Annotated in this window: 11 protein-coding genes; 5 read left to right on the top strand and 6 right to left on the bottom strand. The window is 46.4% G+C overall.

The window, feature by feature from the left end; translation table 11 throughout:
* Nucleotides 1-83 precede the first annotated feature (83 nt).
* The 3 genes from CIK93_RS01695 to CIK93_RS01685 are packed head-to-tail and all read left to right on the top strand — an operon-like array spanning nucleotide 84 to nucleotide 4,722.
* Nucleotides 84-2,033, top strand: a complete 1,950-nt coding sequence (locus tag CIK93_RS01695) for a hypothetical protein (RefSeq protein ID WP_094446389.1) — start codon at nucleotides 84-86, stop codon at nucleotides 2,031-2,033.
* 12 nt (nucleotides 2,034-2,045) lie between these two features.
* On the top strand, nucleotides 2,046-2,717 hold the full coding sequence (locus CIK93_RS01690) for a hypothetical protein (RefSeq protein WP_094446388.1): 672 nt from the start codon (nucleotides 2,046-2,048) through the stop codon (nucleotides 2,715-2,717).
* Nucleotides 2,718-2,760: 43 nt separating this feature from the next.
* Entirely contained in the window at nucleotides 2,761-4,722 is a 1,962-nt protein-coding gene (locus tag CIK93_RS01685) for a hypothetical protein (RefSeq protein WP_094446387.1), read from the top strand.
* Between the two features lie 98 nt (nucleotides 4,723-4,820).
* Here CIK93_RS01685 and rfbA read toward each other — a convergent pair whose 3' ends face one another.
* From rfbA to CIK93_RS01660, 5 genes are all read right to left on the bottom strand, one after another.
* The gene (rfbA, locus tag CIK93_RS01680) at nucleotides 4,821-5,696 is read right to left on the bottom strand and encodes a glucose-1-phosphate thymidylyltransferase RfbA (protein WP_094439979.1); all 876 of its coding nucleotides are present in this window, start codon (nucleotides 5,694-5,696) and stop codon (nucleotides 4,821-4,823) included.
* A 174-nt stretch (nucleotides 5,697-5,870) separates the two neighbouring features.
* Nucleotides 5,871-7,409 carry a ribonuclease Y gene (gene rny / locus CIK93_RS01675; protein ID WP_094390109.1) on the bottom strand — a complete coding sequence of 513 codons (1,539 nt, stop codon included), beginning with the start codon at nucleotides 7,407-7,409 and terminating at the stop codon, nucleotides 5,871-5,873.
* Nucleotides 7,410-7,453: 44 nt separating this feature from the next.
* On the bottom strand, nucleotides 7,454-7,759 hold the full coding sequence (locus CIK93_RS01670) for a cell division protein ZapA (RefSeq protein ID WP_094390110.1): 306 nt from the start codon (nucleotides 7,757-7,759) through the stop codon (nucleotides 7,454-7,456).
* 13 nt (nucleotides 7,760-7,772) lie between these two features.
* Nucleotides 7,773-8,072, bottom strand: coding sequence for a hypothetical protein (locus CIK93_RS01665; protein WP_094390111.1), 300 nt, complete (start codon nucleotides 8,070-8,072; stop codon nucleotides 7,773-7,775).
* A gap of 151 nt (nucleotides 8,073-8,223) precedes the next feature.
* Nucleotides 8,224-8,853, bottom strand: a complete 630-nt coding sequence (locus CIK93_RS01660) for a hypothetical protein (protein WP_094446386.1) — start codon at nucleotides 8,851-8,853, stop codon at nucleotides 8,224-8,226.
* A 402-nt stretch (nucleotides 8,854-9,255) separates the two neighbouring features.
* On the opposite strand from CIK93_RS01660, the gene CIK93_RS01655 reads away from it, so the two are divergent.
* Nucleotides 9,256-9,732, top strand: a complete 477-nt coding sequence (locus CIK93_RS01655; RefSeq protein ID WP_144007298.1) for a DUF6359 domain-containing protein — start codon at nucleotides 9,256-9,258, stop codon at nucleotides 9,730-9,732.
* A gap of 14 nt (nucleotides 9,733-9,746) precedes the next feature.
* Here the strand turns inward: CIK93_RS01655 and CIK93_RS01650 are convergent, their stop codons facing one another.
* Nucleotides 9,747-10,154, bottom strand: a complete 408-nt coding sequence (locus CIK93_RS01650) for a PaaI family thioesterase (RefSeq protein ID WP_094390114.1) — start codon at nucleotides 10,152-10,154, stop codon at nucleotides 9,747-9,749.
* A 101-nt stretch (nucleotides 10,155-10,255) separates the two neighbouring features.
* Between CIK93_RS01650 and CIK93_RS14070 the strand changes: the two genes are divergently transcribed.
* Nucleotides 10,256-14,929, top strand: coding sequence for a glycoside hydrolase family 88 protein (locus CIK93_RS14070; RefSeq protein WP_094446384.1), 4,674 nt, complete (start codon nucleotides 10,256-10,258; stop codon nucleotides 14,927-14,929).
* Nucleotides 14,930-15,023 lie beyond the last annotated feature (94 nt).

The raw sequence follows: 15,023 nt of genomic DNA, 5'->3' as shown, positions 1-15,023 counted from the left end.
TTGCGAATATAGATACAATTAAGATGTGTAGGAAGTTGTTCTTGTTTATTTTGCTGAGCACCTGCGGGTTCAAGGCAAGTGCGATGGATAATGACAGCATCTCTGTGATGTCTCATCTGCTTGACTATTACTCAAAGGTTCCGCAGGAGCGAATCTATCTGCACACAGACCGTCCTTATTATATGGTTGGCGACACGATATGGTTTCGTGCTCATCTGTTGGATGCCGCCACTCGCATCCCTGTGTCACGCTCGCGCTATGTCTATGTGGAACTCTATGAACAGAATGCCGACACGTTGGTCCAGCGCATGAAAGTGCGTTGTGACAGTAGTGGCGTGTTTGCCAATGCGATGTTTCTATCGAAGACGATGACGAGTGGTAGCTACACCATGGTGGCCTATACGCAGTGGATGCGCAATTTTGGTTCGGATTATTTCTGCTATAAGCCCATCTATGTGACTGCAAAGACGGGCGACGACCGCTATGTGTCGTGCGTGGAAGCGCCTATAGCCCTGCAATCATCGCCCCTATTGGAAGTGAAGCAACGCAAGGGACAATTGCTGATCCGCATGTCGGATGCGAGCGAGTCTGACACGTTGACCTGTGTGATATATGGTGGCGGCAACTTGGTGGAAACACCCTATGTCGGTTCGCGTGTGTTGCGAATCGGCATGGGCCGTTTGCGTCCAGGCGTAGTGACGGTGGCCATGATCCGTCCTCAAGACAAATTGGTCTTGGCCTCTTGTGAGACGCAGATTGCCAGTCGCGACAGCATATGTGTGAGCATGAAAAGTCAGATGACAGAAGGCAAGAAGATGCCCATAGCGTCCACGCTGACCTTGACCGATCAGGAAGGCCGCCCCTTAAAAGGCACTTTTTCGGTTTCGGTGACCGACTATGACGTGGTGAAGCCCGACACGTTGCAGCCAACACTATCGCAATGGGCAGTGAGTCGCCGCGATGGCGTCTATCCCCTTGCCGATATGCTTCGTGGCCGCTATCCACAGATGACCTATCCGATAGAGACCGAACAACGTATCACGGGCAGAGTGAAAGGCACGTTGAAATCGAAATTAAAGAATCCAAGTCTATTGGTGGTGAATCCTATGAGAGCATACTATAATAGATTTGAATTAGGTGATAGTTCTTCTTTCTCGATGGAAATAGATTGTCCTGAGGGGGCAGAATGGGTCTTAGAGGGCGCAAAGAAAAATGGCAGGACCTCTCTCGTTCAACTCGAAATCGACAAGCAAAGCTTTCCTCAAATAAGTCTTCCTATATATTCTATTAGAGAATCAAGCTCTTTGAATTCGTTTATGAAGCAAAGCAAATTGCAACAAATGTTTAGTCGTAATGTAGAGATAGAACTCCCAGAGTTCGTCCGAATTGGAAAATATCAAAAAAAACAGAAGAAAAATTTCATGAATATTGAAGCTGTTCGTGGAATTCCTCAAGATGATCCTCGATTAGAGTGGGCCACAACAATGCGTGTTTTGATGTCGCAATTGGGAATTTGGGTTACGATAACTCCTGAAGGAGAACAACATATGCAAAATGTTGTTTGTTATATTGATAATTTTAAGGAAACAGATCATTCAATAGTACTGCAAACGAATCCTTCTGACGTTAAGTCAATAGAGTATTTCCCGAAAAATCGTTCGGAAAATGGCGTATTTGGTGTGAGGTTTTCACCAAATGGAACAATCCCAGGCGTGCTGTTTATTTTTCTTAAGGATGGCTCGGAAATCAAACGTAGAAATCATCTGCTCTCCATGGCAAAGGTACAGCCTTTAGGCTACCGCTACAACATGGAATTCTATTCGCCACAATATCCCAAGGTAGATAAGAGTGACTATATGCGCCCCGACTATCGCACGACGCTCTATTGGAATCCTTCGGTGACAACGGATGATGCAGGGAAAGTAAGGGTGCAGTTCTACTCTTCTGATGTGTCGAAGCATTATCTTCTCACTATAGAGGGAGTGATGGCTAATGGACGACCTGTGAGTTGGCAAGGATTGATTAATATCTAATATAAGAAAAATATGAAACAGTTTGTAATGATGATATTTGCATTCGCTACTTTTATGGCATGTGGCGATGATAATAATGGTACTACAGAGCGGATTCTGACGGATGCTGATATGTTTGTTGCCTCAGAGCAATTTCAGGAATATCAAGAAGTTGTTGGTAGAGATCGTTCTGAAATTCGAAGTATAGTAAATAGAATGTCTGCTAAAGAGAAAAAACGTTATATAATGCTTTTGGATTCTGCTGTACATACAGATTCGCATATGCGCCAAACAAATTTTGTTAGACAGTTGACGATGATGACAGGCATAAATTATTCTCATAGGGCATTAGCGCTATATAATGCAAAGAATAAGGCTTTTAAGAATATAAATATTTGCCGAACAGATTATTTGCGAGCTCTTCAACGGTACAATATTAGAATTGATTTGCAAACTAAAACGAGAAGTATAGTCAACGAATCTCAATGTTTGGCTAATTGTATGACGTCATATCGAATTGCCACAAGTGCTTGTGAATATTGTGGTATTGGTAATTGGGATCTATCGGCTGTTAATCCCAATGATGACATAGATGAAATTATTCGAAAGAATTTGGATAGACTTGAATACGAACAATGGTGCGATTATAGAACCTGTATTTTAAATGCTGATTTGGAGTATGAACAATGTGAAGATAAATGTTAGTTTTTTAATTTTATGGATATGCCAATCTGTACAGGCAAGTGCGATGAATAATGACAGCATCTCTGTGATGTCTCATCTGCTTGACTATTACTCAAAGGTTCCGCAGGAGCGAATCTATCTGCACACAGACCGTCCTTATTATATGGTTGGCGACACGATATGGTTTCGTGCTCATCTGTTGGATGCCGCCACTCGCATCCCTGTGTCACGCTCGCGCTATGTCTATGTGGAACTCTATGAACAGAATGCCGACACGTTGGTTCAGCGCATGAAAGTGCGTTGTGACAGTAGTGGCGTGTTTGCCAATGCGATGTTTCTATCGAAGACGATGACGAGTGGTAGCTACACCATGGTGGCCTATACGCAGTGGATGCGCAATTTTGGTTCGGATTATTTTTGCTATAAGCCCATCTATGTGACTGCAAAGACGGGCGACGACCGCTATGTGTCGTGCGTGGAAGCACCTATTGCCCTGCAATCATCGCCCCTATTGGAAGTGAAGCAACGCAAGGGACAATTGCTGATCCGCATGTCGGATGCGAGCGAGTCTGACACGTTAACCTGTGTGATATATGGTGGCGGCAACTTAGTGGAAACACCCTATGTCGGTTCGCGTGTGTTGCGAATCGGTATGAGTCGTTTGCGTCCAGGCGTAGTAACAGTGGCCATGATCCGTCCTCGAGACAAATTGGTCTTGGCCTCTTGTGAGACGCAGATTGCCAGTCGCGACAGCATATGTGTGAGCATGAAAAGTCAGATGACAGAAGGCAAGAAGATGCCCATAGCGTCCACGCTGACCTTGACCGATCAGGAAGGCCGCCCCTTAAAAGGCAATTTTTCTGTTTCGGTGACCGACTATGACGTGGTGAAGCCCGACACGTTGCAGCCAACACTATCGCAATGGGCAGTGAGTCGCCGCGATGGCGTCTATCCCCTTGCCGATATGCTTCGTGGCCGCTATCCACAGATGACCTATCCGATAGAGACCGAACAACGTATCACGGGCAGAGTGAAAGGCACGTTGAAATCGAAATTAAAGAATCCTCATCTGCTATTGGTGAACCCCGCGGAGGGAGTGCGCCATGAGTTTGAGTTGGGCGACAGCAGTCTTTTCTCGCTGACGGTGGACAGTCCCGAAGGCACGACATGGCTATTGGAAGGCACAAAAAAAAGTGGTAGTACGGAGATGGTCGAACTACAAGTTGACAAGCAAATACCCCCTACGGTGAGATTGCCTCACTATGCTTGTCAAATGGGCAATGATTTGTCCGTCTATGTCAAGCAGAGCAACCAACAGCAGATGTATGCTTGGAATGGAGTGGTAGAACTGCCCGAATTTGAGAAGAAAGGAAGTAAAAAGAAGCCCAAATCGATGAACTATGGCCAACTGGAAGCCCCTCGCAATCTTTATCCGAATGATCCTCGTATTGAGCATGCGGCATCCATGGAAACACTCCTCAGCCAGTTGGGCATCTATTGTTCTGTTGGTGAAGATGGCCACAAGAGAATCGGTGGTATTGGACAGATTGTTGGAAAAAAATATGTGGACAATGTGACAGAAACAGATGACGAAGAAATATTGGCTATCTTGCCGCAGAATGTGCGGAGTATAGAATATTTCTCGATGAACCATCCTCAGAATACGATGTATGGTGTGCGTGCCGACATAAGAGGCAGAATCCCTGGCGTGTTGTTCATCTTCCTTAAAGATGGTTCGGAGATAGAAAAGCGCAAACACCTGCTCTCCATGGCAAGGATATCCCCGTTGGGCTATCGCTACAATATGGAGTTCTATTCACCACAGTATCCCAAGACGGATAAGAGCGACTATACGCGCCCCGACTATCGCACGACGCTCTATTGGAATCCCTCGTTGCAGACCGACGATGCTGGTGAAGCCATTGTGCGTTTTTATTCTTCCGACTCATCGAAACGCTATCTTGTCACGATAGAAGGAGCAACGGAAGATGGTCGGCCCGTGAGTTGGCAAGGCTTGCTGCGATAAGAAGATACCGCCCGATGTGTAACGCATCGGGCGGTATCTTCTTATGTGGTCGCGCTTTCCGGGCGAAGAGTGATGCCTTCCAAAAAGACGGTGTCCTATTATTTCTCTGCCAGTTGCAGTAGGTATTTGCCATATTCGTTTTTTGCCATTGGAGCAGCCACCTCACGAAGTTTCTCTTTCGTAATCCAACCATGCTTGTAGGCAATCTCTTCCAGACAGGCCACTTTCAGTCCTTGACGCTTTTCGATCACTTCGATAAAGGTAGAAGCCTCCGACAGTGAGTCGTGAGTGCCCGTGTCGAGCCATGCGAAACCACGCTGCAATGTCTGCACCTTCAGCGTCTTTTGTGACAGATATTGTTGATTGACTGTTGTTATTTCCAATTCGCCTCGTGCACTTGGCTTGATATTTTTGGCAATTTCCACCACGCTGTTTGGATAGAAATAGAGCCCCACCACGGCATAGTTGGATTTGGGTTTTGCGGGTTTCTCTTCGATGCTGAGGCAATTGCCGTCGGCATCAAATTCTGCCACGCCATAGCGCTCTGGGTCGTTGACATAGTAGCCAAACACCGTAGCGAGTCCTTTTTGTTCCGCATTTTTCACACTCTGATGGAGCAATCCCGTGAATCCACTACCATAGAAGATATTATCGCCCAAGACAAGACATACACTATCTTTGCCAATAAACTCTTCACCGATAATAAAGGCCTGTGCCAGTCCATCCGGCGATGGTTGTTCTGCATATTCGAAACGTACTCCGAGGTCTTCACCTGTTCCCAACAAGCGTTTAAAACCAGGAAGGTCATAAGGAGTAGAGATGATAAGAATCTCCCGTATGCCTGCCAGCATCAAAGCCGATATAGGATAGTAAATCATCGGTTTGTCGAAAATGGGAATCAGTTGTTTGGATATTCCCTTTGTGATAGGATAGAGACGTGTGCCACTACCTCCTGCCAATACGATACCTTTCATAGTTCTGTGTTTTAATCTTTCGGTGCGAAGTTACGAAATATTCTTTGTATGACAAAGAAAATGAATAAGAAAAAGCAAATAACCACCAAAGGTCCGCATGATATACAGCAAAGACTCCCTCTTTCCCTATTAGGCAAAGAAGGAGTCTTCGTTATTTGATACTATGAATTGCTTTTATTTGGCGTAAGCCACAGAACGAGTTTCACGGATGACAGTAATCTTCACCTGTCCGGGATAGGTCATCTCATTCTGAATCTTGGTAGCAATCTCACCACTGAGTGCCTCGGTCTCTGCGTCATCCATCTTATCTGCACCAACGATGACACGCAGCTCGCGACCAGCTTGAATAGCATAGGTCTTGGTAACACCGGGATAACTCATGGCAATAGCCTCAAGGTCGTTAAGACGCTTGATATATGCTTCTACGATTTCGCGTCGAGCGCCTGGACGTGCGCCACTGATAGCATCACAAATCTGTACGATAGGAGCCAACAAAGTCTGCATTTCCATCTCGTCGTGGTGAGCACCGATAGCATTGCAGATATCGGGTTTCTCTTTATATTTCTCAGCAATCTTTGCGCCATAGAGTGCATGTGGCAATTCACTCTCCTCATCGGGCACCTTACCAATATCATGGAGCAGACCGGCACGTTTAGCTTTCTTAGGATTCAATCCAAGTTCGGAAGCCATAACCGCACAGAGGTTGGCAGTTTCGCGTGCATGCTGCAATAGGTTTTGTCCGTATGATGAGCGATATTTCATCTTACCGATGATACGAATCAACTCTGGGTGTAATCCATGAATACCGAGGTCTATAGCCGTACGTTTACCTGTTTCGATGATTTCGTTCTCCAGTTGTTTTTTCACTTTGGTCACAACCTCTTCAATACGCGCAGGATGGATACGTCCATCGCTGACAAGTTGATGGAGAGCCAAACGGCAAGTTTCACGACGGATAGGATCAAACGCAGAAATAACGATAGCCTCAGGAGTATCATCTACAACGATTTCAACGCCACAGGCAGCTTCAAGTGCACGGATATTACGACCTTCACGTCCGATGATACGTCCTTTCACTTCGTCGTTATCGATATGGAATACAGAAACAGCATTCTCTACAGCAGTTTCTGTTGCCACTCGCTGAATGGTCTGTATCACAATTTTCTTAGCCTGAGCATTGGCATTCAGCTTAGCCTCATCCATAATTTCGTTGATATAGCTAGCAGCATCTGTCTTAGCTTCATCCTTCATGGCTTCAACCAATCGGGCCTTTGCTTCGTCTGCACTCAGTCCAGAGAGTTCTTCCAGCTTAGCACGCTCCTGCAATTGCATCTTCTCAAGTTCTTCGTTTTTCAGGACCAGCAACTTCTTTTCGTTGTCAATGCGCGTTTGCAGGTTGTCTAGTTCATTCTTTCTGCGACCCAGTTCCTCCTGACGTTGGTTGAGCGAGATCTCACGCTGTTTCAGTCTATTTTCGCTTTGCTGGATATGCTGGTTGCGCTGTTGCACTTCCTTTTCCAGTTCGCTTTTCTTATTGAGGAACTTCTCTTTGACCTCGAGCAGTTTCTTCTCTTTGATAACTTCGGCTTCCTTATTGGCAGCCTCTACCATTTCATTATATTTTCCTTTGATGACATGACGGAAAATCATAAAGCCACAGAGTCCGCCAATTAGAAGGGCGGCAATGATAGCAAGGATGACTAATATGTCCATAGATTAAATTTGATATATATTATTAATATTCTCGTTTCAGTATATTACTTTTCTTTCAGTGCATGTTCCACTTCGGCTGTCAACTTATCGAGAATATTCTTGAAAGGCTCTGCGTCATGGTTGGCGCGTTCCTTTTGATAGAGCAGTGCTATATCTATAAGTGTCATCAAAGATATTATGTGTTCGCTTTTACGGGTTTTGTATGCCGCAGCGTATGCATTATATCTTTCAGTGATGAGCTTTGCTGCCGAGCGATAGAACTCCTCATCGTCGCGGTTGATTACCACTTCGATTTCCTCGTCATAGACGTGCAGCTTGATATGTAACTTGTCTCGGTTTGTTTCTGCCATGGTTCGGTCTCCTCTATTCGTTTTCATCGCTAAGGATTCCAATACACTTATTCACTTCTCTGATGAGCTTCGCCAGTCTGTCTTTAGCGCTTTGCAAGTCGCCATCGGTAATACTGATCATGCGTGCCATCTTAAGGGCCTCATAGTCTTTCTGCTTTTGATCCAACTGTTGTCGCAGCGTTTCCATTTGCTTTTCGTCCTCTTCGATTTGGGCGTATAGGTCATTGTTCTCCTTTTTCAGTTCTTGAAATCGGAGAATCATCTGCCTCATGCGGGTTTCAAACGTTGCTATAGTTTTCTCGTTAGGCGTCATTGATACTTATTTTTGTCTTCTTTGCCTTGAGCTGTTTGGTTATGCCAATCATGACCTTGGCTGCAAAACATTAAAGACACACCCTTAATCTCTACAAAGGTAACATTTTTTATACAAAGTGCAACCTTTTCTGTAATATATTTAACTTTTTTTATTTCGTTTCTTGTTGTGCTGGCTGCTTTTCTTTTTTAGCAAGCATCACTACATGATATACGAAATCGGTTACCCATCGCTGTGAGAAACCAAGTTTCTGGTTGTATTGACGGATTGCCACGATAGACTTCAGAACACCTGCATCACCATAATCGTTTTTATTGAAGATGTCATTGATAGTCTTTTCGGTCATGGTATAAAGAGCCTTTTTGAAGAATCCGGGCAAGCGAAGTTTGAACTTCATCAGGTTTCCGGTAAGCATCATCAAGTCTTGTGAGAACGCAGAAAACTGAATCATATAAGTTTGCACATCCTGCGGTTTCTTGCAGCGACGACGAATGCTTTGGTCTATCTCTTTAGTGAAGTCATCGCTCATGCCATATATCTCTTTCAGCATTTTCTTGCAGCGTGACTTTTCTCCCACACCGAGCTTATTGTTTTGAGTTGGCACGTGGAGTGTTTGTTTAAACACGCGTAAATCGGGCAATGCAGCCAGATTGGTAATGCCCAAGTCTGCTGCCATTACGGCCTGGAAATAAACGCGAATGAGAGTCATGAAGTCTTCCATGCCTCCTGTTTTCTGCTGTTCATCGGTGTTACGTCCGAATATTTTAGATAAAATTCCCATGTTTTATGTATTCTTTTAATAGATATTTACTAATGACTTGCAAATTTACGAATAAAAGTTGAAATGTCAAACTGATTTTGCAAGTTTAACGCTGTCGTCATATATTTCCGACTTGTTCAACGGCAACATGAACCACATGATATGCATTGAAGGTTCAACAAAATGGGGTTGGTGCAGGACGCTACCAACCCCTAACTATGAATGATAAGATAGTTCGGCAACAGCCGACATAGGCTTATCGGTGGCAAATATAGCATTTATTTCAGAAAAGAGCAAATTTTCACGTGTTTTTTTCTCATTTTCAAGCATTTTCATTATCTTTGCCCCATGAAGCAGCACTATTTTATATGGTTCTTGGTGGCAATACTGACATGTTCCACCGGATGTGAAAAGCAGTTGGATATGGTAGAAGATCCACCTGCGAAAGAAGACCGTGACACTACAGCAACCGACTCTACCGGTACAATAGTACCAGAAACGGGCATTGATCCCACTATCAAGCAGAACGCATTGACAGTGGCAGAAGCGCAATTGACAGATGTGGACCGTCAAATCTGCGTCAAGGCATATATTGTCGGCACAGCCTACAAGAGTCTAAACAACATACTTCTATGGCCTCCCTTCACTTCGAGCACCTCTATCCTACTGTCAGATACTCCGATTGTAACCGACAGTCAGACAGACGAGACAATTGACAAAAACAGTTTTCTACCTGTCTGCTTGACCGACAGAGCATCAATACGCAAGAAACTCAACCTCAAGGACAACCCCGAACTGTGGAACCATCAAGTATATATAATAGGTACGCGAGATTACTATATGAACGTGTTGGGATTGAAAAAAGTTTTGGAATATGAGATAGTAAAGGATCAGGAGTAGTAATAGAATAGGGATTATTCCATTACCAGTGCCTCTTTCTTACGATAAGCCACACCTGTCACCACACACAAGAGTTGTCCATTCTGATTCGTAATACGGGCTTCTACGGTTGGAATCTTCGGATGGTCTGCCACCTCTCGGGCTTCGGCACGCAGTCTATCGCCTACACGCGCCGATGCCATAAACATGATATTGTTCTCTATACCGAAGGTCAATTGCCCCCTACTGTTCATCACGGCAGCCAATGCCAAGTCGGCAAGTGTAAACAGTGCACCGCCCTGACAGACTCCGCCGCCATTGAGATGATGGGGTGTAACCGTCATTTCTGCAACAGCCCTTCCCTCTTCCATTTCCACGATACGACACCCTGCGTCTGCAGCAAAGCGGTCGTTCTTGTTTAAAAAATCTGCTATCTTCGTCATAATCTTCACATTTATATCGCACAAAAGTAATACATATTTGACTTATTTCCAAATAAAATGCTTATCTTTGCACCGAAAAATCTACTAAAACACTCAAAATAATGAAAAGACTACTACAATTATTGTTCGTAGCCATCATTGTACCCATCGCCGCACAGGCCAAAGCCTGGGACGACAATGAGTATAAGCGCATCGAACAGAGCATTAAGGCTCCGACATTCCCAGAACGTGATTTTGTCATCACCAAATATGGTGCAAAGACAGGAAACACAGCTGCCAAGAACCAGAAAGCCATCAACAAGGCCATTCTGGCTTGTTCTAAGAAAGGTGGTGGCCGCGTCATCGTACCGGCAGGTACCTATCTCACAGGTGCCATCACCCTGTTGTCAAACGTCAATCTCGTAGTGGAGAAAGACGCCAAGTTGCAGTTTGTGTTTGAACCAGACCTCTACCCCGTGGTGTCTACACGTTGGGAAGGTCTCGATTGCCACAACGTCAGTCCATGCATCTATGCCTACAAGCAGCAGAACATTGCTGTGACTGGTGAAGGTACTATCGATGGTGGCGGCTCGAAAGAAACATGGTGGCAATGGACGGGCGTACCCTACTTCGGAGGTGCACCCGACAAATTGCCCAACCAGCGCAGTGGCACCCGTGCCCGATTGCTGAAACAAGCAGAAGACGGTGTTGATATGAACGAGCGCATTTTTACCAAGAATGACGGTCTGCGCCCACAGCTTATCAACTTCAACCAGTGTGAGAACATCCTCTTGGAAGACCTCACCCTGCTGCGTTCTCCATTCTGGGTGATTCATCCCCTGCTGTCGAAAAACATCACCGTACGTGGTATGAAGATTATCAACGACGGTCCTAACGGCGATGGATGTGACCCTGAGTCGTGCGATGGCGTGCTGATAGAAAACTGTTATTTCAATACTGGCGACGACTGTATTGCCATTAAGAGTGGGCGCAACCGTGACGGACGCCTTTGGGATCGCCCCAGTGAGAACATTATCATCCGCAACTGTGAGATGAAAAACGGTCACGGTGGTGTGGTTATCGGTTCTGAAATATCGGGCGGATGCCGCAACGTCTATGCCGAGAACAACGTGATGGACTCGCCCGAACTGGAGCGTGTGGTACGCATCAAGACCAATACTTGCCGTGGCGGTATCATCGAAAACATCAATGCCCGCAACATCAAAGTGGGTGTCTGCAAGGAAAGCGTACTGAAAATCAACCTCGACTACGAGCACAACGAGATTTGCTGTCGTGGATACATCCCCACCGTACGCAATATCAATATCGAAAACATCACTTGTGAGAAATCACAATACGGTGTGCAGATTATCGCACTCGACACTGCCTGCTATGTATATGACATCAATGTAAAGAACTGCCGTTTCAACGGTGTACGCGATGGAAACAGTATCAAAGGCATGACACGCGACGTGCGCTTCGACAATCTCTTCATCAACGGTTCGCTTGCGCTTCAGGAGAAACCTTTCAAAAACTACAGCCAATGGCTCACTTATTCTGAAATGAAGCGTGTACCCAAATCCTACCTGCTCGATTTTTCCAGCAAACCCAAATGGAGTTATGTAATGGGTATCGAACTGGAAGCCATGCTTGATACATATCTGAAATACGGCGGCGATGACATTCTCGCCTACTGCCGCGAATATACCGACACGATGATTGCCCCAAACGGAGCAATTCGAGGTTTTCGTATGGAAGACTATAACCTCGACAACATACGTACCGGCCATTTCGTAACACGTATGTACCAACTCCAACCAGAGAAAAAGAATCTGCTCGCCATGCAACTCATGATGAAGCAGTTGAAAAAACAACCACGCACCATTGCCGACAAAGTATATTGGCACAAGGCCATCTACAGCTATCAGGTATGGCTCGACGGTATCTTCATGGGATTGCCATTCTACACACTTACCGCTCGCGACCTGCTGAAGCAGAAAGATGCACAGAAGATTTACGACGATGCGGTCAACCAAATCAGCGTAACCTACCAGCGCACATTCGACCCCAAGACCGGACTCAACCGTCATGCTTGGGACGAAACACACGAGATGTTCTGGGCGGACAAGGAAACCGGACTCTCACAGCATTGCTGGGGACGTGCGCAAGGATGGTACACCATGGCACTGATCGAACTGCTTGATGCTCTACCTGAGAACTACAGTCGCCGTGGCGAAGTCATCGAGCTGTTGCGCAAAGACCTCGATGCTGTTATCAAGTGGCAAGACAAAAAGACTGGTGTGTGGTATCAGGTGATGGATTCACCCGAACGTGAAGGCAACTATCTCGAATCTACTTGTTCGTCGATGTTTGCTTATGCACTATTGAAAGCCTACCGCAAGGGGTATCTCGGAGAAAAATACCGTGATGCTGGTATCAAAGCCTATAAGGGCATCATCAACAACTTCATCCGCGTCAATGCCGACAAGACCATTTCGCTGACACAATGCTGTGCGGTAGCGGGCCTCGGTCCGGGCATCAGCGCCAAAGTGTTGAAGGCTGCGCCAAAGGTCAAAGAGAACAAACGACGCGATGGTTCGTTCCAATATTACCTTAGCGAACCAGTCAGAGACAACGATGCCAAGGGTGTAGGACCATTTATATGGGCATCACTTGAAATGGAAATGCTTGGTTTCGATACCGATAATACAACAGCCTCGATTAATCGCGAGGCTGTTCTTTTTCGTAACAACCCCATCATCACCAAAGCCGACAATCTCGCATCGCTCACAGTAGGCAACGGCCATTTTGCCGCCACCGTCGATGTGACCGGACTGCAAAGTTACACCACCGATTATGAGCAAGGCATCCCCCTCACCACCATGTCTGATTGGGGTTGGCACTCATTTCCCAACACCGAGAAACTGACACCTGCTGATACTGAAAAATCCTACGACTTAGGACATGGTCATCAGGAAGTGTATGCTGTAGAATACAAACAGAACGGACGCAACAAGCAGGCAACCGAATATTTCCGCGTCAACCCACATCGGCTCAACCTCGGCGCCATCGGTCTTCAACTCACCGACAACCAGTCAAATCCCATCGCCCTCAACCAGCTCACCGATATTCATCAGGAGCTTCACCTCTGGGATGCTCAGATTAATTCTCATTTCCTGGCAGACGGAAAACCGGTTGATGTCATCACTTTCTGCCGTCCAGACCGCGACCAGTTGGTAGCACGCGTCAAAAGTCCACTACTTAAAAACCAGCAAGCAAAGGTTGCCATACGACTCCCCTATCCCACAGGAAAGCATGCCGACCATGCAGCCGACTGGAGCAAAACAGACCGTCACACCTCATCAATCGTCAAACAGGATGCACAATCTGCTCTGATTCAACATCAACTCGACTCCACCACCTATTATATATATGTGAGATGGAACGGCATTGCCGACCTGAAGCCCATGGGCAACCATCAGTATGCCCTATCAACCACCGACGATGTGTTGGAATTTTCTGCAGAATACTGTCTTAAGCCCATCGACCGTCCCGCATCTGAAACCTTTGCCGACCACATGAAGCGCAACCAGAAATTCTGGCACCGCCATTGGTCAGCAGGTGCATTTGCCGATTTCGGACAATGCACCGACCCAAGAGCCAAGGAACTGGAGCGTCGCGTGGTCCTATCACAATATCTCACCTATATCAACTGCGCAGGCAACATGCCCCCACAGGAAACTGGCTTGACCTACAACAGTTGGTTTGGTCGTCCGCATCTGGAGATGACTTGGTGGCACGCAGTAGATTTCTGTCTGTGGAATCAACCCGACGTAGTGGCTCGCATGTTACGCTGGTATGACGATGTGGCAGCTCCCGTTGCACGCAATATAGCTAAGCGTCAAGGATTCAAAGGACTGCGCTGGATGAAGATGACCGACCCTTGGGCTGGCGAAGCACCGTCAAACGTTGGTTCGTTTCTGCTCTGGCAACAACCCCATTACATCTATCTCGCTGAAGAAATGTATCGCGCCAACCCATCAGACCAAACGCTTAAGACCTATGCTGAACATGTGGAACAGACTGCTGAATTTATGGCAGACTTTGCCAAAGCCTGCGATCGCGGCGGGCAGTACATTCCACTCACTGGCGCCACTGCCATGCAGGAATGTATGCGCAAGGACTTTTCCTACAACCATCCCTTCGAACTCAGTTACTGGCGCTATGGACTCACAGTAGCACAAAAGTGGCGTGAGCGCATGGGCAAAAGCCGTAATGCTGACTGGGACAACATCATCAAGCGACTTGCACCATTGCCTGAGAAGAACGGCATCTATCAGGCAGGTCTTCCATCAAAGGAAGAACCGCGCTTTGACGAACATTGCTACAGCGACCACCCTGCCGTGCTGGGTGCTTTCGGCCTCATCCCAACTCAGGGTATCGACAGCATCAAGATGAGACACACACTTGATGCCGTGATGCACAACTGGCATTGGGAGACCACTTGGGGATGGGATTATGGCATGATAGCCATGACTGCTGCCCGATTGGGAGAACCCGAAACCGCACTTCAGGCATTGCTGATCGATACACAGAAGAATACTTATCTGCCCAATGGTCACAACTTCCAGACTCCAGACCGTCTGCGACTTTATCTGCCAGGCAACGGATCTTTGCTCACAGCCATTGCCATGATGTGTTGCGGATGGGACGGATGTCAACAGCCGCTCAACCCCGGTTTCCCCAAAAATGGCAAATGGAATGTGCGTTGGGAAGGCTTCAACCGCATGCAATAAGTCGCTATAGATAATTGAAAACGAATGATCGATAGGCAGGGAACAGCCTTTGTTGATTACATCACAAGGATAACACGCGAGAGTCGCATACAGT

Origin of the sequence: Prevotella sp. P3-92, from assembly GCF_002251205.1 — a bacterium.
GTDB lineage: Bacteria > Bacteroidota > Bacteroidia > Bacteroidales > Bacteroidaceae > Prevotella.
Note: the sequence above shows the minus strand (reverse complement) of the source record. Positions and strands in the feature narration are given on the sequence as shown.

Excerpts from the sequence above, each read along its gene's own strand:
- CIK93_RS01695 (WP_094446389.1), top strand. The coding sequence starts at position 84 with ATGGATAATGACAGCATCTCTGTGATGTCTCATCTGCTTGACTATTAC.
- CIK93_RS01690 (WP_094446388.1), top strand. The coding sequence starts at position 2,046 with ATGAAACAGTTTGTAATGATGATATTTGCATTCGCTACTTTTATGGCA.
- CIK93_RS01685 (WP_094446387.1), top strand. The coding sequence starts at position 2,761 with ATGAATAATGACAGCATCTCTGTGATGTCTCATCTGCTTGACTATTAC.
- rfbA (WP_094439979.1), bottom strand. The coding sequence starts at position 5,696 with ATGAAAGGTATCGTATTGGCAGGAGGTAGTGGCACACGTCTCTATCCT.
- rny (WP_094390109.1), bottom strand. The coding sequence starts at position 7,409 with ATGGACATATTAGTCATCCTTGCTATCATTGCCGCCCTTCTAATTGGC.
- CIK93_RS01670 (WP_094390110.1), bottom strand. The coding sequence starts at position 7,759 with ATGGCAGAAACAAACCGAGACAAGTTACATATCAAGCTGCACGTCTAT.
- CIK93_RS01665 (WP_094390111.1), bottom strand. The coding sequence starts at position 8,072 with ATGACGCCTAACGAGAAAACTATAGCAACGTTTGAAACCCGCATGAGG.
- CIK93_RS01660 (WP_094446386.1), bottom strand. The coding sequence starts at position 8,853 with ATGGGAATTTTATCTAAAATATTCGGACGTAACACCGATGAACAGCAG.
- CIK93_RS01655 (WP_144007298.1), top strand. The coding sequence starts at position 9,256 with ATGGTAGAAGATCCACCTGCGAAAGAAGACCGTGACACTACAGCAACC.
- CIK93_RS01650 (WP_094390114.1), bottom strand. The coding sequence starts at position 10,154 with ATGACGAAGATAGCAGATTTTTTAAACAAGAACGACCGCTTTGCTGCA.
- CIK93_RS14070 (WP_094446384.1), top strand. The coding sequence starts at position 10,256 with ATGAAAAGACTACTACAATTATTGTTCGTAGCCATCATTGTACCCATC.